26 protein-coding genes are annotated in these 23,782 nt (G+C 41.8%); 16 read left to right on the top strand and 10 right to left on the bottom strand.

From position 1 onward, the window contains the following. Positions 1-17: 17 nt before the first annotated feature. A complete protein-coding gene (locus FTT83_RS08535; protein WP_180043041.1) occupies positions 18-1,652 on the top strand; it encodes a PglL family O-oligosaccharyltransferase in 1,635 nt (544 codons plus the stop codon). Positions 1,653-1,713: 61 nt separating this feature from the next. Here the strand turns inward: FTT83_RS08535 and bfr are convergent, their stop codons facing one another. From bfr to gmk, 6 genes are all read right to left on the bottom strand, one after another. Next, the gene (gene bfr, locus FTT83_RS08530; protein ID WP_166168618.1) at positions 1,714-2,178 is read right to left on the bottom strand and encodes a bacterioferritin; all 465 of its coding nucleotides are present in this window, start codon (positions 2,176-2,178) and stop codon (positions 1,714-1,716) included. A 250-nt stretch (positions 2,179-2,428) separates the two neighbouring features. Continuing rightward, complete coding sequence (locus tag FTT83_RS08525) at positions 2,429-2,623, bottom strand: bacterioferritin-associated ferredoxin (protein ID WP_166168619.1); 195 nt, start codon at positions 2,621-2,623, stop codon at positions 2,429-2,431. Positions 2,624-2,789: 166 nt separating this feature from the next. Continuing rightward, the gene (locus FTT83_RS08520; protein WP_166168620.1) at positions 2,790-3,173 is read right to left on the bottom strand and encodes a RidA family protein; all 384 of its coding nucleotides are present in this window, start codon (positions 3,171-3,173) and stop codon (positions 2,790-2,792) included. 69 nt (positions 3,174-3,242) lie between these two features. Then, positions 3,243-5,348, bottom strand: coding sequence for a bifunctional (p)ppGpp synthetase/guanosine-3',5'-bis(diphosphate) 3'-pyrophosphohydrolase (locus FTT83_RS08515; protein WP_180043040.1), 2,106 nt, complete (start codon positions 5,346-5,348; stop codon positions 3,243-3,245). A gap of 218 nt (positions 5,349-5,566) precedes the next feature. Beyond that, complete coding sequence (gene rpoZ, locus FTT83_RS08510) at positions 5,567-5,848, bottom strand: DNA-directed RNA polymerase subunit omega (RefSeq protein ID WP_004896248.1); 282 nt, start codon at positions 5,846-5,848, stop codon at positions 5,567-5,569. Between the two features lie 76 nt (positions 5,849-5,924). Continuing rightward, entirely contained in the window at positions 5,925-6,548 is a 624-nt protein-coding gene (gene gmk / locus FTT83_RS08505) for a guanylate kinase (RefSeq protein ID WP_180043039.1), read from the bottom strand. 133 nt (positions 6,549-6,681) lie between these two features. On the opposite strand from gmk, the gene ispH reads away from it, so the two are divergent. The 12 genes from ispH (at position 6,682) to rplS (ending at position 17,631) form a co-directional block, all read left to right on the top strand. Then, a complete protein-coding gene (gene ispH / locus FTT83_RS08500; RefSeq protein ID WP_154320268.1) occupies positions 6,682-7,632 on the top strand; it encodes a 4-hydroxy-3-methylbut-2-enyl diphosphate reductase in 951 nt (316 codons plus the stop codon). A gap of 163 nt (positions 7,633-7,795) precedes the next feature. Beyond that, positions 7,796-8,278: a GspH/FimT family pseudopilin gene (locus FTT83_RS08495; protein ID WP_154321236.1), complete on the top strand. Its 483-nt coding sequence runs from the start codon at positions 7,796-7,798 to the stop codon at positions 8,276-8,278. Beyond that, positions 8,278-8,784, top strand: a complete 507-nt coding sequence (pilV, locus tag FTT83_RS08490; protein ID WP_178866799.1) for a type IV pilus modification protein PilV — start codon at positions 8,278-8,280, stop codon at positions 8,782-8,784. The genes FTT83_RS08495 and pilV overlap by 1 nt, the downstream gene beginning before the upstream one ends. Next, a complete protein-coding gene (locus FTT83_RS08485; protein ID WP_228274490.1) occupies positions 8,784-9,713 on the top strand; it encodes a PilW family protein in 930 nt (309 codons plus the stop codon). The genes pilV and FTT83_RS08485 overlap by 1 nt, the downstream gene beginning before the upstream one ends. Further along, positions 9,710-10,519: a PilX N-terminal domain-containing pilus assembly protein gene (locus FTT83_RS08480; protein ID WP_180176528.1), complete on the top strand. Its 810-nt coding sequence runs from the start codon at positions 9,710-9,712 to the stop codon at positions 10,517-10,519. Before FTT83_RS08485 ends, FTT83_RS08480 begins: the two co-directional genes overlap by 4 nt. A 13-nt stretch (positions 10,520-10,532) precedes the next feature. Continuing rightward, positions 10,533-14,393 (top strand): PilC/PilY family type IV pilus protein, encoded by a 3,861-nt coding sequence (locus tag FTT83_RS08475; protein ID WP_257224433.1) that lies wholly within the window; start codon positions 10,533-10,535, stop codon positions 14,391-14,393. Further along, entirely contained in the window at positions 14,371-14,892 is a 522-nt protein-coding gene (locus tag FTT83_RS08470; protein WP_257234924.1) for a type IV pilin protein, read from the top strand. Before FTT83_RS08475 ends, FTT83_RS08470 begins: the two co-directional genes overlap by 23 nt. Continuing rightward, entirely contained in the window at positions 14,886-15,320 is a 435-nt protein-coding gene (locus FTT83_RS08465) for a type IV pilin protein (RefSeq protein ID WP_154320273.1), read from the top strand. The genes FTT83_RS08470 and FTT83_RS08465 overlap by 7 nt, the downstream gene beginning before the upstream one ends. A 143-nt stretch (positions 15,321-15,463) precedes the next feature. Continuing rightward, on the top strand, positions 15,464-15,721 hold the full coding sequence (gene rpsP / locus FTT83_RS08460) for a 30S ribosomal protein S16 (RefSeq protein ID WP_180043036.1): 258 nt from the start codon (positions 15,464-15,466) through the stop codon (positions 15,719-15,721). Positions 15,722-15,746: 25 nt separating this feature from the next. Continuing rightward, positions 15,747-16,295 carry a ribosome maturation factor RimM gene (rimM, locus tag FTT83_RS08455; RefSeq protein ID WP_086197176.1) on the top strand — a complete coding sequence of 183 codons (549 nt, stop codon included), beginning with the start codon at positions 15,747-15,749 and terminating at the stop codon, positions 16,293-16,295. A gap of 42 nt (positions 16,296-16,337) precedes the next feature. Further along, a complete protein-coding gene (trmD, locus tag FTT83_RS08450) occupies positions 16,338-17,087 on the top strand; it encodes a tRNA (guanosine(37)-N1)-methyltransferase TrmD (protein WP_180043035.1) in 750 nt (249 codons plus the stop codon). A gap of 169 nt (positions 17,088-17,256) precedes the next feature. After that, positions 17,257-17,631 carry a 50S ribosomal protein L19 gene (gene rplS / locus FTT83_RS08445; RefSeq protein WP_180043034.1) on the top strand — a complete coding sequence of 125 codons (375 nt, stop codon included), beginning with the start codon at positions 17,257-17,259 and terminating at the stop codon, positions 17,629-17,631. Between the two features lie 67 nt (positions 17,632-17,698). Here the strand turns inward: rplS and FTT83_RS08440 are convergent, their stop codons facing one another. The 3 genes from FTT83_RS08440 to FTT83_RS08430 form a co-directional block, all read right to left on the bottom strand. Next, positions 17,699-18,664, bottom strand: a complete 966-nt coding sequence (locus tag FTT83_RS08440) for a triacylglycerol lipase (protein ID WP_180043033.1) — start codon at positions 18,662-18,664, stop codon at positions 17,699-17,701. 171 nt (positions 18,665-18,835) lie between these two features. Next, positions 18,836-19,819 (bottom strand): triacylglycerol lipase, encoded by a 984-nt coding sequence (locus FTT83_RS08435; protein ID WP_180043032.1) that lies wholly within the window; start codon positions 19,817-19,819, stop codon positions 18,836-18,838. 89 nt (positions 19,820-19,908) lie between these two features. Further along, positions 19,909-20,940, bottom strand: a complete 1,032-nt coding sequence (locus tag FTT83_RS08430) for a lipase secretion chaperone (protein ID WP_180043031.1) — start codon at positions 20,938-20,940, stop codon at positions 19,909-19,911. Positions 20,941-21,089: 149 nt separating this feature from the next. Between FTT83_RS08430 and truB the strand changes: the two genes are divergently transcribed. From truB to FTT83_RS08415, 3 genes are all read left to right on the top strand, one after another. Next, positions 21,090-21,998, top strand: coding sequence for a tRNA pseudouridine(55) synthase TruB (gene truB / locus FTT83_RS08425; RefSeq protein ID WP_180043030.1), 909 nt, complete (start codon positions 21,090-21,092; stop codon positions 21,996-21,998). A gap of 16 nt (positions 21,999-22,014) precedes the next feature. Beyond that, entirely contained in the window at positions 22,015-22,782 is a 768-nt protein-coding gene (locus FTT83_RS08420) for a TSUP family transporter (protein ID WP_180043029.1), read from the top strand. 115 nt (positions 22,783-22,897) lie between these two features. Further along, positions 22,898-23,365, top strand: a complete 468-nt coding sequence (locus tag FTT83_RS08415; protein ID WP_180043028.1) for a hemerythrin domain-containing protein — start codon at positions 22,898-22,900, stop codon at positions 23,363-23,365. 17 nt (positions 23,366-23,382) lie between these two features. On the opposite strand, the gene FTT83_RS08410 is transcribed toward FTT83_RS08415, so the two are convergent. Next, a partial coding sequence (locus tag FTT83_RS08410; RefSeq protein ID WP_180176529.1) for an IS30 family transposase occupies positions 23,383-23,782 on the bottom strand: 400 nt, incomplete at its 5' end.

The raw sequence follows: 23,782 nt of genomic DNA, 5'->3' as shown, positions 1-23,782 counted from the left end.
TTAACCTGCGGCACAGCATGAAATTCCTCCTCCTTCTCTTAGCCAGTGTGTTTATCTCACTGGCTTGGCTTTTGCCTATCCATTACCGCCCTTGGGTTACCTATACGGGTGAACTCTTTGCCTTTTTATCACTTTTTACATTGGCTGCCATTTATTTAAAAGACAAAATTAAATTGCCAGTCATTAGTTTACTGCTATTGTTTCTTGCTGCTATTCCATTGGTTCAATATGGGGCAGGTGAACTCTTTTTCTTTGACAAAGCCCTGATCTGTACCTTGTTTGTGCTTGGCTTTTGGTTGAGCATGGTGGTTGGCTATAATTTATCGAGCGACAAAGCAGACCGAACTAGCATTTTTACCGGACTCAGCTATGTGTTTCTCATGGCCGGAACAGCGACGGGTGTGATTGCCATTTGTCAGTGGCTCACCCTGGATGCTTATATTCCCGGAATGGTGGATATGCAACGTGCTGTTCGTCCCTATGCCAATTTTGCCCAGCCAAACAATATGGCCACTTTTTTGCTCATGTCCCTTTTGGCATGTTTATATTTATATGAAACCAAAAAAGTTCAGACCAAATGGCTGGTTCCTGCAGCATTCATTATGTTGATGAGTGTGGCATTAAGCCAATCTCGAACCTCATGGGTAGCTTGTGTCTTTATTCTAGTTTATTTGGCCTATCAGCAATTTAAAGGCTATATCCATATTAAGTGGTATTCTTTGGCGGCATGGTTGGGTGTATTTATAGGATTCGTCCTTGTATTGCCTGTCATTGGGAGCTATTTAACGCAATTATTGGACGTACAGATTAAAGCTGTTGATGTCGCCAGACGTGCAACAGGAGATATGTCGCGTTTAGCCATTTGGCAGCAAATGCTGCATGCCATTGCTGACCGTCCATGGTTTGGCTATGGCTGGAACCAAACCAGTGTTGCTTATACTCTGGTCAGTGATCATTTTCAGGGTCCAGTGTGGATTCGTAGCGCACATAATTTTATTCTCGATTTTATCCTGTGGAATGGTCTCATTATCGGACTTCCTTTTCTGGCCTACTTTGGTTATTGGGGCTATCAGCTGAATAAGCGGGTCAATTCAGTTGAATCCGTGATCGGGATTTTAATGGTGGGTGCAGTATTGATTCACTCAATGCTGGAATTTCCTCAGTACTATGCCTATTTCCTGCTTCCCGTGGGTTTTATTATTGGTCTGATTCAGTCGCAACAGGCAGATACCAAAGTCTTGACTCTTTCACCCAATTATATGCGTGTTGCTTACGGGTTATTTTTCTTGCTGTTGATTCTGATCGTGCGAGATTATGCAGTGATGGTTCCTAAGCTCAATCAAACGCTACGCTATGAAAAAACACCGGAAAAAATTACCAATCAAGATCAGGTTTATTTGCTGGAAGAATTTAACCGGCGTATAGACTGGATTCGTATGAATCCCTATACCAAGCTGAGTGCACAACAGCTCGAGGAAATTAGGGAGATGGTGCTTAATTATCCGACCACCTATGATTTATACAAGTATGCCAAGATCCTAGCTTTTAATGGTTATGAGCAGGAGGCTAAACACCAGCTCTGGTTATTAAAAAAATTACGTAAAGTTGATCTGGATTACGCATCATTGGCCCAGCCTGTTGCCAAGAAGTAAAATTTAAAAAAGTGAATCTCATAAATAAAAAAAGCCAGTCAATAGACTGGCTGTTTTTAAATTAAATCTGGCTTTGAATATAGTTTTCGATGCCCACTTTCTCGACCAGATCAAGCTGGGTGGTGGTCCAATCCAGATATTCTTCTTCTTTTTCCAGGATTTCCTGAACCAGATCGCGAGTTACATAATCCATTTCCTGTTCAGCCAGGCTGACCGCTTTTTGCAGGGCTTCAATATTTTCGTTGACTTTGCGTACATCGCAATTCAGTACTTCAACAGTATGCTGACCGATGTACAACTTGCCTAAATTTTGTAAGTTAGGCAGGCCTTCAAGGAATAAAATACGTTCAATAATTTTATCGGCATCTTTCATTTGTTGAATCGATTCTTTGTATTCTGCTGAACCCAGCTTTTCAATTCCCCAGTCATTGAACATACGTGAGTGCAGGAAATACTGGTTAATGGCCGTCAACTGGTGATAAAGCACCTGATTTAACTGGTTAATGACATCACGATTGCCTTTCATTGTAAGTTCTCCATCAACAATTTCTGCCTTCACCATATGTCAGGCAATCAAAACATGATTATTTCAACCATGTTAAACAACAAACCAAACAATGGCGAGTAATTTATTGAACAGCAAATGAAAATCGCAATCAAGAATGATCATGGGCGCTATGTTATACAGCGTGCATAAAAAAACCGCCGAGAGGCATAAGCGGGAGAGGAGAAAATGATCTTTTGATCATTCAGTTTGTTATTAGGGTAATCGGGTTTTAAGCCGCTACGGAGATACGAGCTGCAATTTCTGAAAGTTCTTCACTAATGATGGAACGTGCTTCAGGTGCACAACGACCACAGCAAGTCCCTAAATCAAGCAGATCACGAATTTCACGATAGCTTTCCGCGCCATTTGCGACTGCATCTTTAATATCTTGATCGGTAATACCACGACATAAGCATACGTACATTTGAACTCGCCACACAAGAGTGAAATGGGATAAGTGATATTATTGATAATTATTATCGTTTGTCAATGAAATTCATTTGAAATATTATTTATTGTGATTGAGTTTTTAAATAAAAAAACACCACTTGATCGGTGGTGTTTTGTACAATTTTATAACTGATTGAAAATTATTTATTAATAATTACAATACCATCCATTTCCACCAAAGCCCCTTTAGGCAAGCTGGCTACACCTAATGCTGCACGGGCAGGGTAAGGTTGGGCAAAATATTCACCCATAATCTGGTTGACTAACTGGAAATGAGAAAGGTCAGTCAGGAAAATATTCAGTTTAGCAATATCTGCCAATGAGCCACCGGCTGCTTCACAGACTGCTTTTAAGTTATCAAATACACGGCGAATTTGCGCTTCAATGCCTTCAACCAGTTCCATACTATAAGGATCTAAACCAATTTGACCTGAAAGGTATAGGGTATTTTCAACTAAAATTGCTTGAGAATATGTACCAATAGCTGCAGGTGCATTTTCAGTATGGATTACTTGGCGGGACATCGATTTCTCCTTGTATCATCTCTATGCATCATAGCGTAAATTGTTCAATAAGAGTTGCTTATGTTTGAATTAACTGGCTTTAGATGCTTCGGCAATATTAATAGGCTGGGCTAAACGGCTAATGCGTGGAAAACCGAAGTGCATACGTAAATCACGAATAATCTGCGCAATTTGCTTACGGTTATGTACCACAATATGCACATAGGTTTTCTCTTCATGGCCATGAACCATTTCTACACCGGTTTTTTCTTTCCGGCATTGATAAATCAGGTCAGAAATCTGTTCATCATTCATCAGCATGTCAATACTTAAATAAGCAGTGAAACTGATGTCATCGACATCTTCAGATGTCCAGTGCAAGGGCATAATATTTTCTGGATGCATATGTTGTTCATGCAACAGATTATGACAACGTGCACGATGCACAATTAAACCGCGACGTGAGAGATGTCCCTGAATGGGGTCACCAAGTACAGGGTTGCAACAATGGGCATATTTGACATCTACACCTTCAGTGCCTTGAATAAGACGGGTAGAAGACTGGTTATCCAGACTTTGTCCTTGTGCAAACAGATGGTTAGCCACTAATTGCGGTAACAGGTCGCCCACGGCAATCTGTTCAAATAAGTGTTCCTTAGATTCGATATGTCGCCATTGCAATATATCGATCCAGTCTGCTTCGGTTAAATCTTTGATGGAGCGATTAAACAGTTTTAGCGCACGGTTCAGCGCTTGCTGCCCCACCAGTTGTTGTTCTTCAATATCCTGATCACGCAAAATATTTTGGATGGCACGACGCGCTTTTTGGGTGTTAATGAAGCTGAGCCAGTCTGGATTTGGTGTCGCCAGGACATCAGTAATAATCTCGATGACTTGCCCACTCACCAGTGGTGTTGAAAGAGGCCGGGTTTCCCCATTAATTTTTGCTCCGACAGCATGGTTACCTAAAAACAGGCTGGCTGAATAGGCAAAATCGACTGCTGTAGCCCCTTGGGGAAGTTCGTGCAAATGGCCATGTGGGGTATACACCCAGATTTTTTCCTGATGTAAATAATCCAGCAGATCGCTAAAAGTGGTTTTGGCACATTCACCATCCACCAATACATTCAGGTTCTGCATGGAAGCTTGAATGGCTGAGCGGCAGGCTTGCGGTGCATTTTCACCCAATACGACGCCGAAACGGGCGGCCTTACGCATCAGCTCGGTCTGAATAGTCAGAGAGAGCGTGGTTTTCTCGCCTTTTAAACGCATCATTAAAGACTGGTTGCCACCCGGCAATGGACGGCGGATATGATCTTCATAATGCAGAATCTGGAAATTTTCACGCAGGATTTCTGCCAGGCGGTCACAGTCGGCAATGCTTTGCAGAATAATTTCAAAAGCATGGCTGTGGGTGAGCTCTTGCAGATCAATATCGTTTTTGACGAAGTGACGCAGCAATTCAATATTGTTATTTTTCTTTTTAATACGACCGCTAATTTGGTGTTGTTGCAGCAGTTCAGTCAGGTTTTTTTCCCAGATGCTCTGATATTCACAGCGTTTAGGCTTGGTTTGTAATAAGGCATCCTGAACATTGTTAAACATATCTAGGTCAAGATTTTGATAGCACAAATGTTCCAGATTGTCGGCCATCTCATTCATGCCGACAATACGTGCCATAGGTACAAAAATATCAAAGGTTTCCTGAGCAATACGTGCCCGTTTATCGGGGCGCAACGAACCTAAAGTGGTCATGTTGTGATAACGGTCAGCCAGTTTGATAATAATGACACGCGGGTCTTGCAGGGTGGCTTGCAGAATTTTACGAAAGGATGCGGCTTTATTATATTCCTTATCGCTGGAATGACTGAGTTTGGTCACGCCATCAACCAGCTCGGCCACCGTACGGCCAAATTTTTCAGCAATGTCTTCTTTGTTGAAATCGGTATCTTCAATCACGTCATGCAGCAAGGCAGCCATCAGGGTTTCTGCATCCAGACGCATATGCGAAAGAATGCTGCTGACTGCAATCGGATGCAGGATATAAGGTTCGCCACTTTTACGGGTGATGCCGTCATGGGCAATATCGGCATAATCGCAGGCCACAAGCACGCGCTCGACATCACTTGCACTTAAGTAAGCATCGATAATAATTTTGAGCTGTTGTTTGGCTTGGCTGACCTGTGGGCCTGGCATATAACACCTTTACTACTTCAGTTTTTACAATTTAAATCGCTAGAGCTCTAATGAAAAGCATATTGCATGACTTGTCAATTTTTTCGTCTAAAAAAGCAAAAAGATAAATCCTAAATCACCTATCTTTAATCTTATGTTATAACGGTTATTCAGCCAATATTAAAGTTGTGCAATAAAAAAAGCCTAGTGAAAACTAGGCTTTTTTACGATATTTTTTCTTATTGGAAAGAAAAGCCATCTAAATTCAAATTGTTTGCAGACAGTGCAAGGTCAAGGCTAGAGGTTTGATAGTCTTGATCACGTTGTTTCAGGATATCTTTAGAAACATGACCTACTGCAATTTCACGTAAAGCAACCACAGTTGGTTTGTCGTTATCCCACTCTACAGTTGGTTCAATGCCTTGACGTGCCAATTGACGCGCGCGTTTGCTTGCCACTAGTACAAGCTCAAAGCGGTTGTCTACATGGTCTAAACAATCTTCAACGGTTACGCGTGCCATAAGAATTCTCGTTTGAATATTAAATTTGAACAGACTCGGCAGTATAAAATGCTTTGCCTGCAGACTCAAGTTTTAATCACGGTTCAACAGGAGTAATTAATTTTTCAATCAATTCCTGATGACGGGTTGCCTGCTGTGAAATCACTAAACGGTTTGCAATAATCACGCATTCCAGATCATGCAGTGCCTTATTAAAGTCATCATTAATAATGACATAGTCAAAGTTTGTATACTGCTGCATATCTTCAACTGCACAGCCCAAGCGACGCTCAATTACTTCAATGGAGTCAGTGCCACGGTTAGATAGACGCTGGCGCAAATCAAACTGGCTAGGCGGTAAAATAAAAATTTGTTTGGATTCAGGAAAAAGTTTGCGGACTTGATCTGCACCTTGCCAGTCAATTTCAAGTAAAACATCATGTCCTTTGGCAAGCTGCTGTTTTACAGTCGCTTGAGCCGTACCGTAATAGTTGCCAAACACTTCTGCATATTCAATAAAACCGCCTTGCTCAACCAAGGCAATAAAATCTTCTTTTGTTGAAAAATGATAATGGATACCGTCAAGCTCACCGGGACGTTGACCACGTGTTGTGTGAGAAACTGAAACGTGTAAATTATTCACACGCTCAAGCAGGGCTTTAACAAGGGATGTTTTGCCTGTTCCTGAGGCGGCAGAAACGACAAACAATAGACCCGACATGATATTTTTCCTGATATGATAAAATATCTTCTCTATTTTAGAGTAGACGCCCCTTAAACAAAATAGCCAAGATGGCTTTTGTTGGCATAAATTTTAAACATCCCACCTATTTAACTTCAACATAGAGGGTTCTATGGAAATTGTATTGGCGAATCCACGTGGTTTTTGTGCAGGTGTAGACCGAGCAATTGCGATTGTAAATCGTGCCCTTGAGTGTTTTAACCCACCTATATATGTACGTCACGAAGTGGTACACAATAAATTTGTGGTGGACGACTTGCGTCAGCGTGGTGCAATTTTTGTCGATGAGCTGGACGAAGTGCCAGATGACAACATTGTGATTTTTAGTGCGCACGGTGTATCTAAGGCAGTACAACAAGAAGCAGAGCGTCGTGGTTTAAAAGTGTTTGATGCAACTTGTCCATTGGTCACCAAAGTGCATATTGAGGTGACTAAGTATGCGCGTGAAGGCACCGAAGCCATTTTGATTGGGCATGAAGGCCACCCAGAAGTTGAAGGCACGATGGGTCAGTATGACAAGAAAAATGGTGGTGACATTTATTTGGTGGAAGATGAAGATGATGTGGCTGCACTTGCGGTTCAGCATCCAGATAAAGTGGCTTTTGTGACACAAACCACCTTGTCGATTGATGATACTGCCAAAGTGATTGATGCCTTGCGCCAAAAATATCCAAATATTCAAGGACCGCGTAAAGACGATATTTGTTATGCCACTCAAAACCGTCAGGATGCAGTGCGTGACTTAGCCAATCAATGTGATGTGGTGTTGGTGGTTGGTTCGCCAAACTCATCTAACTCTAACCGTTTACGCGAACTTGCAGAGCGTATGGGGAAACAAGCCTACTTGGTGGATAATGCCGATGAATTAAACCAAGCATGGTTTAAAGCAAATACAAAAATTGGTGTAACTGCGGGCGCATCTGCACCTGAAATTTTAATTAAACAGGTGATTCAACGCTTACAGGATTGGGGTGCAACTGCCCCTGAAGAGCTGGCAGGTCGTGAAGAAAACATTACCTTTAGTTTGCCCAAAGAGTTACGTATTCCTGTAACACAGGCTTAAACTGCGAAGTACATAACACTTTAAAAAATTGATGAAAAATAGGCAGATAACCGTTGTATGACGGTTATCTGCTTTTTTATGCCTTTTATCCTGAAGTGTGAGGGTTTTGTAAAGTTGTTGGTTATTATTTTTAATAGGGCAAAGTCTGTGTCTTGGGGGGAGTATGCAAAGAAAAGAAAACGGGTTCACCTTAATTGAGTTGATGGTGACCATTGCGGTGTTGGCGATAGTGGCTTCAATTGCTGCTCCATCATTTTTGGATACTCTTGCATCTCAACGCTTAACCACAGCTAGTAATGAAATAGTTTCTGTATTTTCTGAAAGCAGAAGGCAAGCAATGGTTTTGAATAATACTGTTGCAGTCTGCTTAAGTAAGGATTCAGCTAAAACAAGCGTAACAGAAACAGCTTGTATCACTCAGCTTTTGCCTACGGCAAATGTGAATCAGGTCATTGCTCAAAAACGGGTACAGCTTGTGAACATCTCAGAAAAAGTGGATGTGGAATCTGCAGACTATGGTGTTGTTTTTAATGCAAATGGGACAGTTTCATCTCCAATAACAATAGAAGTATGTTCTAACGGTAAAAGTAAAACTGTGAGTGTGGCTTTAATTGGAACATTAAGCCAATCTAAAGGAACTTGCTGATGAAAAAAAATCAGATAGGCGTAGGCATGGTTGAGGTTTTAGTTGCCTTAATATTGTTGGCTATTGGTGTTTTAGGTTATTCCGCATTGCAATTGCGAGCGATTGATGCGGGCGATGAAGCTTTAGTTAAGTCTCAATCTGTCATGTTGTTACGTGGGTTGACTGAAAGCATTCGTGTAAATACGCAGGGGCAGGGGAGTTATCCTGCGGCAGTAAGGTCGTATGCATCGAAGAATGCACCTTCAGCGCCTAAAAGCTGTTTGAATTCAACGTGTACACCTGCACAAATGGCAACTTATGATGCCTATTTGGTTGCACGTGCTGCAAATCAAATAGGTGTTGTAGTTAGTATGCATCAATGTCCTGGGGTGCAGTCAGTGCGTAGACAATGCTTATTTGCAGCATGGGGAGATACAACAGTTTCTGCCAGTAGTTATGCGGGGTGCATGAGTACAACGGGTGTGTATGTCGCTAATGCGAGATGTGTAATGATGGAGGCATACTAATGAACAAGAAGCCTCATCATCTTAAATATAGTCAAAAGGGTTTTACTTTAATTGAACTCATAGTTGCACTTGCACTGGGTTTGTTAATTACAGCAGCTGCAACTCAATTGTTTCTAGGCGGTGTTGTCTCAACGCGTATTCAACAAGCTAATGCTGAACTTCAGGATAGTGGCGTATTTGGACTAGAGTATGTGGCGAGAGATGTGCGCTTGGCTAATTATGGAAATATTAGTAACCCTGAGTTGACGAATACAACCCCTATGGGAGGGATTGTATTTTCACAAGGTGGAGCAAATTCCAATGTATCTGAAGATATTGGGGAAACATCGGTTACTCGGCAGGGACTAGGGTCGAACGCTTCTGAAAACAGTGATCAATTAACGATTCAGTTTATCGCACCAAACAGAATGTTCAATTGCGAAGGTGAAGAGGTTCAAGCAGGTGAATATGTGATCCAACGTTATTTCTTGCGAAAAGATAATAATGGTGCTGCTACTGATTTAGCACTTGCTTGCGATGCAAATAAGCATGGTGTTACCTCTGCCGCAGGTATTGCAAACTTTGGTGGAAATAATGAAGGGCAGGTGATCATGCCTAGAGTTGATCACCTTCGTTTTTATTTGGGCACCATGACTAAAGATAGTACGCATACCAATATCACCTATGCATATTATAGCATTAATGACTATATTGCTGCCGTCAATGCTGCACGTAGTAATGGAGAACCTCTTCCTAGAGTTGTATCAGTAAAAGCTGTAGCTGTCGTAAGATCTATGGATAACACTAATAATGAATTAATAGATGAAACTAAGCCAGTTCAGGGGCTTGATCGTGCAGTAACTCTTACTGCGGCAAATCAAACAAAGCATTTAAGACGAACTTATATCACAACCATTGCAATACGTAATGGAATGGGAGACGCATTATGATCAACAATCACAATTTTTCTTCCCAACGTGGTGCGACGCTAATTGTTGTGATGATGATTTTATTGATCTTGACATTTGTAGGCGTTTTAGCAATTAGAGTTGCAATGTCAAGTTTAAATATTTCAACTCATACACAAGTTAGTCAGTTTTTAAGCCAAACCGCAGATACGCCAATTAATCAGGTATATACGGGTAATTTGTCGACCTTAGTTGATTTGAGTGGCGTGATTGGTTACGCATTGCAAGATAGTAAGTTGGAGCCTGGGAATGAATACAACTTTTGTTTCAAACCAATGTCTAACGAAAAATTTGGTTCAACCTTAGGTGTTGCAGTTAAGCGACCTCCTGTAAGTAATACAGCTAAAGCTTCTGGTTTAGCATCGGGTGGTAGCGACGGTTTTTGCGATTTAGATAAAGATTTTGGAAGCAGCCGTGAAGCGGTAATTACTCAGGTAGCTGTAACTATTCCTACAGATGCAATTGTTGACTTAAAACCAGGTGCCTTGTTAAGTCGAGGGACAAACCTAAGCTCAGGCACGATTATGCCTAGAAATGTGGTTGAACAACAACGTGTACGTGTTACTACGACATCTATTGTACCTAGTTTTTCACATAATCTGAGCGCTGCTCAAAACTGTATTGGTACAGGTAGTGGGTCTGTTGGCTATATTAGCGATGATACAGGTGGTGATACACGCGGTTTTGAAACGATTGCAAAATGTTTGGCGAAACTTGGCGTGCCAGTGAACTCACAAACTCAGGAGTTTAACTTGCAGACGATCTTTAATCAGACTAAAGATCCTTGATGAAGAGGATAACATGATGAAAAAGCAAACTTATAAATTAGCTGTTGTCTCAGGGTTAAAGAACATGAATTTACGTCCATTGGCTGTCGCTTGTATGTCTTTTATGGGTACTTGTGTTTTAACAGCGTCCGTGGCACAAGCCAGTGATTTGCAAATTTATGCAACGCCCGAAGCGGGGCAAAAAACTATTGTGATGATGTTGGATACATCAGGTTCTATGGGGGATTCTGATAGTGGGCAAACTGGAAGCCGATTATATAGACTTAAGCAAGGGATGTATAAATTATTAGAAAGTAATGATGGTAATCTTACTAATACAAAAGTAGGGTTAGGACGTTTTTGGGGCTCAAGCAGTCGAGATGGTGGTTACATTTTGGTAGAAGCAGCCAAAATGGGTCCTGTTGGTTCTGCACATAGACAAAAGCTCAGAACAGCGGTGGATGGGCTAAAAGCAGAAGATTGGACGCCAACTGCTCAAGCTTATGTGGAAGCGGCTGCATACCTTATGGGTACAAACAGCTTGATGCGAGCCAGTATCAGGGTTGATGCTTATCTGACTTTAACACAAAACGAAAAGACACAAGATGCTAGGTGTCCAGATGCTACACCATATTATCGATCATATAATAATTTGTGTTATGAAAATAGAATTTGGTCGAGAGGACAATACTGGTACTCAGGAGCAACAGCAGCTTTAATACCTGCAAAATATGAAGATATTACTCGTCACTATCAATGTACCGCGTTGTCTTCAACAAACTTCGCTGATGAAAGACAATATTGTAACTCTAGTGGCTGGAAAGAAGTAAGTTTAATTCCTGAAGAATATATAACAAGGGGTGGTACAGCAATCACGAATGGTACTTTATATACCTTTGAGGAAATTCAAACGCAACCAAATAACTATAGTGGTTTTACAAGAGCAACAAAAGGTGCGATTCGTGATGATATAAACTATATTTCACCTTTGCCAGAAGAATCCAAAAGACAAAGTTGTGATGGTCAAGGTGTGTATATTTTGTCTGATGGTGAGGCAAACCGGTCTGGAAAAAGTATTGTAGAACCTATGATGCAAGCAGCTTTGGATAATAAGACATTTAGTTGCCCATCGAGTGGAGGCCTAATTAGTTCAGGAGATTCAGCTTGGCATTGTATGGGGGAGTTTGCTAAATACTTATTTGATAAAACTAAAAACCCAGCGGGCGTGTCTATTCAAACAGCATTTGTTGGTTTTGGTAGCGATTTTAACGGATTATCTAAGCCACATGTACAGCAGGCATGTAAGATTAGCTCTCGTACACAAGACGACCGTCGTTCTAATGATGCTTGTTCACCGACTGCAGACACAGTACATAGATTGACTAAGCCTGGCTATGGTAATGGTGGATATTTTGAGACACAAGCTACAAAAGGAGTAACTGACAGTGTTATTCAATTTATTAAAAACTTGGGGGATACTAAAATTGAACCTTTACCGACAGGTGCAATTTCAGTTCCTGTAGATGCGCTGAATCCGAATGGCTTTCAACCTTATGGTTATTTACGTGCCTTATCACCAAATCCTGGGCAGCCTGTTTCAGTTTGGGCGGGTAATCTGAAAAAGTATAATATTGTAAATGGTGCACTTGCAGATGGTGCAACGACTGTATTTACTGAATTGGGTAAATTTGATTTAACCACGCGAGATATTTGGAATAATACAGGTGTTGCAGATGGTGGATTAGTCGATCAGGGTGGGGTGTATTGGAATTTACCAATGCCAACACAAGAAGTAGAAGCCATAACTGCTAACCCATTAACAAATACTCGTGCTGTGCCTAAAATTCAAGCAAACCCGAATGCAATCCGTAACTTGTTTACTGATGCTGCTTCTGTTTCTGCTGGTCAATTGACAGCAGCAACACAGGGAGTATTGTTAGAAATACCTGCAAAATCGGGTGCTACAACAGTGAGTGGCGCGTACATTTTGGACAAATTTAACAATCAAGCTGTACTCAAAGATTTTCCATTATTGTTGAAATACAAACTTTTAAACTATTTAGGCTATAACCTAGATTTAACCACCCCAACATCATTACCAACCCAGTTAAACGTACCGACACAACCCTTTATTAGTTTAGGTGGAAGTATTCACTCTTTCCCAGTGCAATTAACTTACTCTGGTGAGTTGGATGTCAATGGTGATTTAACCTCGGTACGTCAGCAATCGGTTTTGTATGGCAGTATGGAGGGTGGTTTGCATGTGGTTGATGCTCGAACTGGTATTGAACAAACTGTTTTTGTTCCATCTGAAATTTTAAATAATCCTGATGCATCTAGAGCATTGCGTTTTGGCGAAGCTGGGACTGTACAACATGGTATTAGTGGTGCATGGATAGCCGATCCTGCTTATAAAACGGAACGAGGTACGGGTACGGGTTCGTCTGTTGTAACTGCCAGAAAAATGAATGTTTATGGCGGGATGCGTATGGGCGGTAAAAGTTATTATGGGATGGATTTAATGAATCCAAGAAAACCAGAATTACTTTTTAGAATTGGTGCAGATCAGAGTAACTTTTCAAGAATGGGACAAACTTGGTCTAAACCTGTACTCGCAAATATTCGATACCAAGATAAAATTCGTCGTGTTTTGATCGTTGGCGGTGGTTATGATCAATGCTATGAATATCCACGATTTAGCTTAGGTAGTACAAATCCTGCCGAGTTTGGTGGTGGCTGCAGTAAAACTGCTGCGGAAGGTAATGCAGTTTATATTGTAGATGCACAAACAGGTGAGCGTTTATGGTGGACAAGTAATGCGGGTTCAAACCTAAATAATGCCAATTTAGTGCATAGTATTCCATCACGTATTAGTACTTTAGATCGTGATGCGGATGGTTTAGTAGATCACTTATATTTTGGTGATTTAGGCGGACAAGTTTTTCGTATTGATTTGAATAATGCGAAAGGTACACCTACAAGTAGTTTTGGTAAAAATGTTATTCGTCTTGCAAATTTAGCAACGAGCAATACAGGTGCGGCTGTGGCTAGTGGTGATGCACCACGTTTTTATCAGCCACCAACGATTACCATACACGATGAAGGGAGTGATACCTTTATTGTGGTTGGAATTGCATCAGGTGACCGTAGTACACCACTTGATGTTGCTCCAAGTCGAGGACGAGAGAGCTTAAAACCATTCGATCCTATTCAGAATAGACCTACTAATAAAGTCTATGGATTGATTGACCGTGACTTTATTGAGCCTGAATTAATTAGAGGTAACTATACAAGTTTTAAATCTCAAAATATAACATTGGACCAATTACAGCCAAACCCTCAAAATTTAAATGCATCACTAATTCGGAATACCTTTTTAGGTACGGGGTCAGGTGTTAAGCAAGGCTGGTATCGTTCTCTTTCAAGCAATTACTTGGGTAGTGAAGTGGCAGGGAGAACACCTGGAGGGGTAAAAGCATTTGAAGAAGAGCCTATTGCAATCAAAGGAAATTTATTTATTCCTGTATATGATCCAGAAGGTACGGGTGTTGAGGATGCTGACCCATGCCAACCAAGAATTGTTGGTGAATCTAACCGCCAGCAATATTGCTTACCGTTTGGCGTATGTTTGAAAAATGGGTTAAAGGATACTGATTCTGAAAAGCGTACGGGCATGATTATTGAAGATGGTAAAAATAAGAATGTCCTTGGGGCAGGTATTCGTGGTATCACTTTAGGTCCAGTAGGTGGTGGATCGGGCAGTGGTTCTGGAGGTCCAAATACAAATAGTTGTGGAACATTGACATTGATTGGCAATCTTCAAGGAGCGGGCGAGTGGGAATGTTTACGTGTTCTTAATCCTGTACGATGGTATGAAAAAAATGTCGCACCTTAATAGTATTAATAAAGGTAACACTGTGGCAAAGTGCCATAGTGTTGCTTTTAAAAATGGATTCACATTGATTGAGGTTATGGTGGTAGTTGTGATACTTGCGATTATTTCTGCTATTGCCTTACCATCTTATGTGGCTTATACCCGTAAAGCTGCAGCATCGCAAGCTGAACAAGAGATGCAAAAAATTGCAGAGCAATTGGAGAGGCATAAATCTCGTAATTTTAGTTATAAGGGGTTTGATCCCAATTATATATATGGGAGTAATGCTCCGATGACAGAAGTTACCTTAAAAGAGTACTCGATCACGATAAGAGATATGAATACTGGAAAGCCTCTCACCTCAGCGGATGCTGATATGCGGGGGAGAAATTGGTCAATAAAGGCGGAAACAACAGATAGTCAAAATTATAATTATTTATTTACGAGCACAGGCATACGTTGTAAATCTAAAGCTTCTATCTCGACTTATCAATCATGTCCAGGAACAGAAACATGGTAGTTAAATATAAACAAGGTTTTACGCTTATAGAGATTTTGATTGTTGTAGCAATTATTGGTATTTTGGCGATGATTGCTTATCCTTCTTATACGCAATATGTGATTAAAACGAAAAGAGTTGATGCTCAAAGTAAGATGATGGAAATATCTCAGAAGCTTATGCAGTATAAAACTGCGAATGGAACTTATTCTGGGGTGAGCTTAACCGATAGTAAAATTTATGGAGCAAGTGTATTTCCTGCGACAGGAGATTCAACATATACATTTGATTTATCAGTTCCGAATGCTAATAGTTGGATATTAACTGCAACACCTGTGAATACAAGTACTCAAAATGGAAATGGCTCAATAGCTATAAACAGTCAAGGACAAAAGTGTTGGACTAAAGGTTCAAGTTGTCTACCAACTGCTGCAACAAAATGGGAATAATTTAAATTCAAACCTGCGGATAAATACGTTTAGATCTTTCATTCAGGGCAAATTTCGCGTAAAATACTGCCCTCTATGAAAGGGGTTTGAAATGTATCGATGGTCGGTACAGGGATAATCCGTAAAAACTATAAGGTTGTATCATGGTAGTTATTCGTCTTACTCGTGGTGGTGCTAAAAAGCGTCCATTCTATCAAATCGTTGTAACTGACAGCCGCAATGCGCGTGACGGTCGTTTCATCGAACGTATCGGTTTCTTCAACCCAACAGCTCAGGGTAAAGCAGAAAAACTTCGTTTAGATGCTGACCGTTTTGCTCACTGGGTAGCACAAGGTGCTCAACCTTCTGAACGTGTTGCTTCTTTAGCTGCTCAAGCTAAGAAAGCTGCAGTTGCTGCATAATTTTTTATAAATTAGGTAGTTGCCCATGACACCAACACAGAATGTTCCCGAAGATCGTATTCAGATTGGACAGTTACGTTCAGCATATGGATTAAATGGGTGGCTCTGGGTCTATTCCAATACAGAACCCATGAGCAATATCTTTGACTATCTGCCTTGGTACATTGAGACCAAGGCGGGTTGGCAAATTGTCGATGTAAAACGTTGGAAACCACATGGCAAAGGTCTGGTTGTTTCGCTAAAAGGTGTGAGTGATCGCACTGGCGCAGACGAACTGGTTGGCTCCAATGTCTGGATTTCAAAATCGCAGCTTCCACAAGCAGGTATGGATGAGTATTACTGGACAGATTTGAAAGGCTTAACAGTATTAGGTTTGGATGACGCTGAACAGGAAGTCAATCTCGGTAAAATCCATGAAATGTTTGAGACAGGTGCCAATGATGTGATGGTGGTTCACGCAACACCAGATAGCGTTGATGCTGAAGAGCGTATGATTCCGTGGCATAAAGATGTGGTACAGCGAGTTGATCTTGAAGCTGGTCGTATCTACGTGAATTGGGGCGTAGATTATTAATCCTTTAAGGATAAACGCAGCAGGAAAATAGAGGAGTCTGCGATGTTTTTTGCAGTCATTACGCTTTTTCCTGAAATGTTTGAAGCGATTACAGCCTACGGTATCAGCGGGCGTGCGGCAAAACGTGAAATAGTACAAGTCACTTGTATTAATCCTCGCGATTATGCTGAGGGCAACTACAAAAGAGTGGATGAACGTCCATTTGGTGGTGGTCCAGGTATGGTGATGATGGCAGAACCTCTGTCAAAAGCAATCAGCCATGCCAAAGAGCTTGCAAGGCAAGCAGGATGTGTTCAGGTTCCCGTGGTGTATATGTCGCCACAAGGAAAAACCTTAAACGAACCTGCAGTACAGCAATTTGTCGAATATGACGGATTGATTGTGTTGTGTGGACGTTATGAAGGCGTTGATGAACGTTTGATCCAGCATTATGTTGATCAGGAATGGTCAATTGGAGATTACGTCTTGTCGGGCGGTGAACTGCCTGCGATGGTTTTATTGGACAGTATTATCCGGAGACTTCCGGGTGCTATGTCAGATGAACAATCTCACGTGCAAGATTCATTTGTGGATGGTCTTTTAGATTGCCCACAATATACTAAGCCAGACCATTTTGAAGGTTTGGATGTGCCTGAAGTACTTAAATCCGGGTATCATGCAAATATTGAAAAATGGCGGTTTTTGCAGCGCTATCAACGCACCTTGGAACGCCGGCCTGAGCTGGTTGAAAAGGTAGAGTTGACCAAGCAGCAAAAAAAATGGCTCAAAGATTCGCAAGAACAGAGTAAATAAGCTCAGTTTACGCAAACATACGACAAGCATGTCGCTTGAAGTATTTAATAGGCTCTTTATGCATTGAAGCGGTCAAGCATGAAGGGAAAGTCAATCGGGCCTATGCGCTTTAGCCTCTAGTCCCAGTGGATATCAGACCTCTTCTGACCCACATTATTGGAGATACCCCATGAGCGGTAAGCATCCTTTAGTACAAGCTGTTGAAAATGCTCAGCTTAAACAAGACATCCCAGCTTTTGCACCAGGTGACACAGTAGTTGTTCAAGTAAAAGTAAAAGAAGGCGACCGTGAACGTCTACAAGCGTTCGAAGGCGTTGTAATCGCTAAGAAAAACCGTGGCTTGAACTCTGCGTTCACAGTACGTAAAATTTCTAGCGGTGTTGGTGTTGAGCGTGTATTCCAAACTCACTCACCAATCGTTGCTGGTATCGAAGTGAAACGTCGTGGTGACGTTCGTCGTGCTAAACTTTACTACCTACGTGAATTGTCTGGTAAAGCTGCACGTATTCGTGAAAAATTACCAGCTCGTAAAATTAAAGCTTAATTTTAAGTTTTATACGAGTAAAAAAATGCGCCTGTTGGCGCATTTTTTATGTCTGAAATTTGAGTGGTTATAAGCCTTGCTGTTTTAAACGGTTGGCATGCTGTCGGTAAACATCTACGGGATCCGGTGCAAAGAAAGATTTCAGACCAAATACTTGATTGACTTCATCTAAATGGTTCCAATTATAGTTATCGCGGATGGTTTTACCAAACTTGGCACTACAACGTGACACCAGGCCATCATTTTCTTTACCGCCATCAATCAGCCAGCTGGTTACTTCTAAGGCTGAATCCGGATCAAGTACATTGGTCACAGTGCTGCTACCTGTAAAGGAGTAATTGTATATGCCGTTGTCAAGAAGTTTACCTTCCCCACATGGTGTGGTGGGCAGACCGATAGGGAATTTGGCATTAAACTGTGCAGCGCCTGCACGGGTTAAACTTGTTCCTCCTGCAAGTGAATCATGCGGAAAACTCTTCGGGTCAAGCCCTTGTGCCCAGGTAATTGCTTTGGAAACAAAATTGATGATACCTACCAGTGGACTTTCTATAGCTGTACCTTCAGCAGATAAAATTAGGTCTGCCACAGGCGAGCCTGTATTTGGAGCACCTACACCTGTCATGGAGGCAACTTTGTCTGGCATTGCGCCGCCCACATAGCGAATAGTTGGACCGCCATGTGAATGACCAATCAGATTGACTTTCTCTGCCCCGGTTAATGCCAGAATCTCTTCGACTTGTTGTACCAGTTGTTCACCACGAATTTCAGACGAGTTAAATGGCGATACACGGGTGGCCCAGACATTGGCGCCATTTCGTGCCAAGTCGGGCAAAATTTGGTACCAGTAATCAAGACCAAACTGGTCTGTACCTACGGTAATGAAACCTGCCATACCGTGACTAAAAACAATCGGATATTTGGTTTTTGCATAAGTTGAGACCGCTTTAGCTGTCACTTGTGAGGTGTTGGATGCCTGAACAGTACTTAATAGTGTGCTAGTGAGTAAACCAGCGAGTAATAGTCCGTATTTCATAAAAAAATCCTCATTTTTTTATTTTATGTATCCTTGCATATGCTAAATCCGGGGTGCTAAATACCAGACTCAGCGCATGATTTAAAAGTTGCAGCTCTGACCCAATCGTTAAGTGAGGTCCTGAACGATAAAGAAAATATATAAGAGTATGATTTCTGATGCGTCTAGCTATTATAAACCTTGCAGTTTGAGACGGTTGGCATGTTGTCTGAACAGGGCAACCGGATCAGGAGCAAATAGCCCTTTCAGGCCAAACATCATATTCGCCAGATCGGTATGGTTCAGATTGTAATTGTCACGAATGACCTGACCAATATGCGAACTGCAACGGGCCACCATGCCATCATTGTCTTTGTTGCCATAAGACAGTGGACCGAGTTGCATCAGAATGCTATCAATGTCCAGAAGATTGGTGGTTTGAGCTGTACCGCCCCAAGAATAGTAGTAAATATCCTTATCGACTTTTGCACCGCTCTGGTTACAGTCTGAAGCCAAAGCAGCAGTGGGGAAACGTTTATTAAAGTTTGCAGATTCCACTTCAGTCAGAGACTTCATTGAAGCATCAAAGTTCACCGGAATGTCCGGATTGGTTTGAGCCCAGGTCAGTAGTGGCCCAATAATGTATTGGCCCAGAATATTGAATGCCGTTCGGCTGATGCTATTGTTTTGAATATCATCGGCGACCTTGGAGCCGCGATAGGTTCCGCCCACGCCGGTGACTGATGCCACATATTGCGGTTCTACGGCTGCTACATATTGTACGGTTGGGCCGCCATGACTGTGGCCAATCAGGTTCACTTTATCCTGCCCCGTAATCGCGAGTACTTCTTCGACTTGAGCAATCAGTTGTTCACCACGGAACTCGGTGGTATTGGCAGGGGAGAGCTGCGCGGCAAAAACAGTCGAACCATTGCGTGCCATATCAGGCAAAATCTGGTACCAATAATCAATATTGAAACTGTCATCGCCAATGCGTGACCAGCCTAACCAGCCATGGGTCATGACAATGGGATACCGGGTCTTTGCATAGTCAGATTTGACCGTTTCTTGAATTTGCAAAATTCCTTTTGCTGCCTGTGTTTCAGCTGCCAGCCCGAGTGTCAGGGTCATCATGACAGCAAGCTTGGTCGTTTTTTTACTTTTTAAAGTTTTCATCAATTTTTTCCTTAAATATTTTTGTTTTTATTCATATCAGTACATCCATAAGTTGATTAATCTCATCTTCTTATTGGCTTACAGTGCGATTAATCGCCATACGGTAATTTTCCTCCCTGATCATGGATGGTTTCAAAAGTCCCGACTCGAAGTTGTTGTTGTGGTTTATTAAAATGCTGGGTACGTAATTTTTGCACGGCTTGCTGCTTGGCTTCGTCACTCATGCCGCTTTTCATGATGCTGTCCCGTTCATCCAGATACTGATTGACCTTAACTTTCCAGTCATTGCGTTGCTCATCTAATGCTTCTAAACGTTGAGTGGCTTCAGGACCAACCAGATTCATGCGCATCTGATGAATATCTTGCGCTGAGCCGCCACGCGCCTTAATGTCTGCCGTAAGTTTACGCAGGTCTTCCAGTTTATTGAGCTGTTCGAGGTTTGCTTTCCAGTCTTCAGGTAACTGGTTAAAAAGATCTTTTAATTTTTGTGCTTTTTGTGCTTCGGTTAAGCTCTTGTCTGCCAGAACGGTCATGCGATTGAGCGTGTATTCATGATAGGTATCTTCAGTACCAAATAAGCCTTCAATTTCGTAGTCAGAGAAAAGCTGTTTACGCAGATTTTTCATATGGGCAAAAATGCTTTGATAATATTTAGGATCTTCCTTATCGATATTTGGGGGCTGCAACTCGCCCAGTTTTTCCCGGTAATTGATATAGCGATTCCACAAATCAATAATTTGCCCTAGAGCCGGCTCCTTATAGTTTTGCTGTATATAAGTTTTAAAATCATGTTGGATCTGTTTAAGATCTTTTTCGCCATACTGGGTAATAAAATATTCAAAACAGTTGCGGGTCTGCTCATTTACGATTAAACGGTTGGCATTGTCCAGGCGTAACTGACAGTTCACTTCAGTGTCTTGCTGGCTAGGACTGACGAAAGCTCGACTCTGATCGGTAGGGGCTGGTATAGACGATGTTAAGAGATGATTCTGCACCTCAGCCCTTTGAGCGGTTTCCGTTTGTTCTGCTGTGGATTGGGAAGGTGCGAGCCAAAATAACAGCACAGCCAAGCACACTATAATAACAAGCAAAATAATCCATAATTTATGATGTTTATGCATGTCCTATGTAACCTTCTTTATTGTGTTTTTTAAGGTTCTAAAATTGAATTCAATTTGCCATAAAGAAAGTGAATAAAACGTAGAAAAGTTGTAAAAAATGACAAGCGGTTGTTAACATAGCAGCCGTTTGAACTTGTTTGATTTTCACTATGAAAAAAACGTCACCTAAAATTCAACGCCGTCATATCAGCGGCGTATTTTTACTGAATAAGCCTTTGGGTATCAGTTCAAATGCGGCCTTGCAAAAAGTACGCTGGTTGTATCGGGCACAAAAGGCCGGACATACCGGAGCGCTTGATCCACTGGCCTCAGGTTTATTGCCCATCTGTTTGGGTGAGGCAACCAAATTTTCCCATTATTTACTCGATTCGACCAAGCGTTACCAGACCACCATTCATTTGGGACACAGTACCACCACCGGTGATGTCGAAGGTGAAGTGTTACTGGAACAGGCTGTGCCTGTATTGTCTGAAGAGAAAATTACCCAGGTTCTGGAAAAATTTGTTGGTGATATTCAGCAAGTGCCGCCGATGTATTCGGCCTTGAAAAAGGAAGGCCGTCCGCTGTATGAATTGGCACGCAAAGGGATAGAAATTGAACGGGAAGCACGTCCGATTCATATTTATGCCATCGAATTACTCTCTTTTACCGAAAATAGTATTAGCCTGGATGTGACCTGTTCTAAAGGTACCTACATTCGTGTATTGGGCGAAGATATTGCCCAGGCCTTGGGAACCTTTGGTCACCTGACTTATCTGCACCGGATTAAAACCGGTCATTTTGACCTGATTCCTGAATACACCATCGAGTATCTGGAGAGTCTGACTGAGCAAGAGCGTGAGGCTTTGTTGTTGCCTGCCTATGCACCGGTCGATCATTTCCCTAAAGTTCAGGCACCTGAAGGACGTGCTGAATATTTTAGCCGTGGTATGGAAAGCAATATTGAGCATGCCGCGGAAGAGCAGGTGCTGGTGTTCGATGGTGAAAAATGTTTAGGTCTGGCGGAAATCACTGACCGTAAGCGTCTGGTTCCGAAACGTGTGTTAAATCTCGAATAATTGTTGAAATAAATGTATGGAAATTGAAATTATCTTAAGCCTTCTGTTTTTTGCATTTTTTGCCGGTGCGATTGATGCAGCAGTAGGAGGTGGCGGATTGATTCAAATTCCGGCCATTATGAATGCGATGCCGCAATTGTCGCCTGCGACGGTATTTGGTACCAACAAACTGTCATCGATCTGCGGTACCGCATCGGCAGCCTATTCATTTGTACGTCAAGTCAAATTGCGCTGGAAGCTGCTGGCGATTATTGCCAGCTGTGCATTTGTCAGCTCTTTTGCCGGGGCGGCTTGTGTCAGCATGATTCCCAAAGAAGTGCTGCGTCCTTTTGTACTGGTGATGCTGATAGTGATTGCTATCTATACCTTTATGAAAAAGCAGTTTGGGCAAGTATATGTGCGGCAGGAACTGACACCGAAAATCTTGCTGCTGGCTGCTGCGGGTAGCCTCGCGATTGGTTTTTATGACGGCATTTTTGGTCCGGGCACCGGCAGTTTCTTCATTTTCTTTTTTATCCGTTACCTGCAAGCGGACTTTCTGCATGCTTCAGCCTTGTCCAAGGTTGCCAATTTAACCACCAACCTTGCTGCACTGAGCTTTTTTGTGCCGACCGGTCATGTCCTGTTTGGTTTGGGGTTGATGATGGCTGCCGCTAATGTAGTCGGTTCAATAGTTGGTGTGCGGGCTGCATTGAAATATGGTAGCGGCTTTATTCGGATTCTGTTTTTAATTTTGGTCAGTATCCTGATTGTCCGTTTGGGATATCAGACCTTTTTTCCATAAATCATTCTCGACATTAAAATTTTTCATACAAATTCTCCTTATAAAAGTTCCTGAATATTTGTCCATTCCACTCTATGCTGGATTAAAGGCAGGATAAAAACAGGAGAAAAATTACATGATGACCATTTTCGAAGCATTAAGGGAAAGTCATGAAATCCAGCGTGATCTTTCAGAAAGATTACTGCAAACTTCTGGAGATTCACCAGAACGCCATGAATTATTCCAACAACTAAAGAATGAATTATTTGCACATGAAACGGCTGAAGATCGTTATTTTTATGTTCCACTCATGATGACAGATTCTGGACTGAATATTACCCGTCATGCCTTGGCCGAACATCATGAAATGGATGAGATGATTGAAGAGCTGAGCGAAATAGATTTCAGCAATCCCGGCTGGATTGCGTTAGCCAAAAAGCTTTCTGAAAAGGTCCATCATCATTTGAAAGAGGAAGAACACGGCTTTTTTCAACAGGCCGGAAAAATTCTGGAAGAGGAACAGAAAACAGCTTTAGCAGTGCAGTACAAGAATGAATATCGGCGTTATAAAGAAATGAAAAAAGATATGCTGGTAAAAAACTAAAATTTAAATTGGCGGATTCAAGCGGCAAGTGCAACAGTATAAAAACCAGCCATAACTTCACTCGGTGTATGCCAACCTAGTGTTTTTCTAGGACGATGGTTGAGTGCAAATTCTATCTGCTCTATTTGTTCGTTTAACACGTCATCAAACGATGACGATTTTGGCAGATATTGCCGGATTAAACCATTCGTATTTTCATTTCTAGCTCGCTGAATAGACTTGTAAGGATCAGCAAAATACGTATCTATGCCAGCATCAGTAATTCTTTTGTGTTCGGAAAATTCCTTGCCATTATCAAATGTCACACTATAAGCATGGCTCATCTGTAAACGATCTAATGCACAAGTAATCGTTTGAGAGGATGCTCTCGTTGGCCCTAAATGAACAATATGTACGTACAGGCTCTTTCGATCAACG

The organism is Acinetobacter sp. YH01018 (assembly GCF_013420295.1).
In the GTDB taxonomy this organism is placed as follows: domain Bacteria; phylum Pseudomonadota; class Gammaproteobacteria; order Pseudomonadales; family Moraxellaceae; genus Acinetobacter.
This window is presented reverse-complemented; position numbering and strand designations above follow the sequence as displayed.

What these genes read in the sequence shown, in the direction of transcription:
- FTT83_RS08535 (WP_180043041.1), top strand. Translation starts at nt 18, where the DNA reads ATGAAATTCCTCCTCCTTCTCTTAGCCAGTGTGTTTATCTCACTGGCT.
- bfr (WP_166168618.1), bottom strand. Translation starts at nt 2,178, where the DNA reads ATGAAAGGCAATCGTGATGTCATTAACCAGTTAAATCAGGTGCTTTAT.
- FTT83_RS08525 (WP_166168619.1), bottom strand. Translation starts at nt 2,623, where the DNA reads ATGTACGTATGCTTATGTCGTGGTATTACCGATCAAGATATTAAAGAT.
- FTT83_RS08520 (WP_166168620.1), bottom strand. Translation starts at nt 3,173, where the DNA reads ATGTCCCGCCAAGTAATCCATACTGAAAATGCACCTGCAGCTATTGGT.
- FTT83_RS08515 (WP_180043040.1), bottom strand. Translation starts at nt 5,348, where the DNA reads ATGCCAGGCCCACAGGTCAGCCAAGCCAAACAACAGCTCAAAATTATT.
- rpoZ (WP_004896248.1), bottom strand. Translation starts at nt 5,848, where the DNA reads ATGGCACGCGTAACCGTTGAAGATTGTTTAGACCATGTAGACAACCGC.
- gmk (WP_180043039.1), bottom strand. Translation starts at nt 6,548, where the DNA reads ATGTCGGGTCTATTGTTTGTCGTTTCTGCCGCCTCAGGAACAGGCAAA.
- ispH (WP_154320268.1), top strand. Translation starts at nt 6,682, where the DNA reads ATGGAAATTGTATTGGCGAATCCACGTGGTTTTTGTGCAGGTGTAGAC.
- FTT83_RS08495 (WP_154321236.1), top strand. Translation starts at nt 7,796, where the DNA reads ATGCAAAGAAAAGAAAACGGGTTCACCTTAATTGAGTTGATGGTGACC.
- pilV (WP_178866799.1), top strand. Translation starts at nt 8,278, where the DNA reads ATGAAAAAAAATCAGATAGGCGTAGGCATGGTTGAGGTTTTAGTTGCC.
- FTT83_RS08485 (WP_228274490.1), top strand. Translation starts at nt 8,784, where the DNA reads ATGAACAAGAAGCCTCATCATCTTAAATATAGTCAAAAGGGTTTTACT.
- FTT83_RS08480 (WP_180176528.1), top strand. Translation starts at nt 9,710, where the DNA reads ATGATCAACAATCACAATTTTTCTTCCCAACGTGGTGCGACGCTAATT.
- FTT83_RS08475 (WP_257224433.1), top strand. Translation starts at nt 10,533, where the DNA reads ATGATGAAAAAGCAAACTTATAAATTAGCTGTTGTCTCAGGGTTAAAG.
- FTT83_RS08470 (WP_257234924.1), top strand. Translation starts at nt 14,371, where the DNA reads ATGAAAAAAATGTCGCACCTTAATAGTATTAATAAAGGTAACACTGTG.
- FTT83_RS08465 (WP_154320273.1), top strand. Translation starts at nt 14,886, where the DNA reads ATGGTAGTTAAATATAAACAAGGTTTTACGCTTATAGAGATTTTGATT.
- rpsP (WP_180043036.1), top strand. Translation starts at nt 15,464, where the DNA reads ATGGTAGTTATTCGTCTTACTCGTGGTGGTGCTAAAAAGCGTCCATTC.
- rimM (WP_086197176.1), top strand. Translation starts at nt 15,747, where the DNA reads ATGACACCAACACAGAATGTTCCCGAAGATCGTATTCAGATTGGACAG.
- trmD (WP_180043035.1), top strand. Translation starts at nt 16,338, where the DNA reads ATGTTTTTTGCAGTCATTACGCTTTTTCCTGAAATGTTTGAAGCGATT.
- rplS (WP_180043034.1), top strand. Translation starts at nt 17,257, where the DNA reads ATGAGCGGTAAGCATCCTTTAGTACAAGCTGTTGAAAATGCTCAGCTT.
- FTT83_RS08440 (WP_180043033.1), bottom strand. Translation starts at nt 18,664, where the DNA reads ATGAAATACGGACTATTACTCGCTGGTTTACTCACTAGCACACTATTA.
- FTT83_RS08435 (WP_180043032.1), bottom strand. Translation starts at nt 19,819, where the DNA reads ATGAAAACTTTAAAAAGTAAAAAAACGACCAAGCTTGCTGTCATGATG.
- FTT83_RS08430 (WP_180043031.1), bottom strand. Translation starts at nt 20,940, where the DNA reads ATGCATAAACATCATAAATTATGGATTATTTTGCTTGTTATTATAGTG.
- truB (WP_180043030.1), top strand. Translation starts at nt 21,090, where the DNA reads ATGAAAAAAACGTCACCTAAAATTCAACGCCGTCATATCAGCGGCGTA.
- FTT83_RS08420 (WP_180043029.1), top strand. Translation starts at nt 22,015, where the DNA reads ATGGAAATTGAAATTATCTTAAGCCTTCTGTTTTTTGCATTTTTTGCC.
- FTT83_RS08415 (WP_180043028.1), top strand. Translation starts at nt 22,898, where the DNA reads ATGATGACCATTTTCGAAGCATTAAGGGAAAGTCATGAAATCCAGCGT.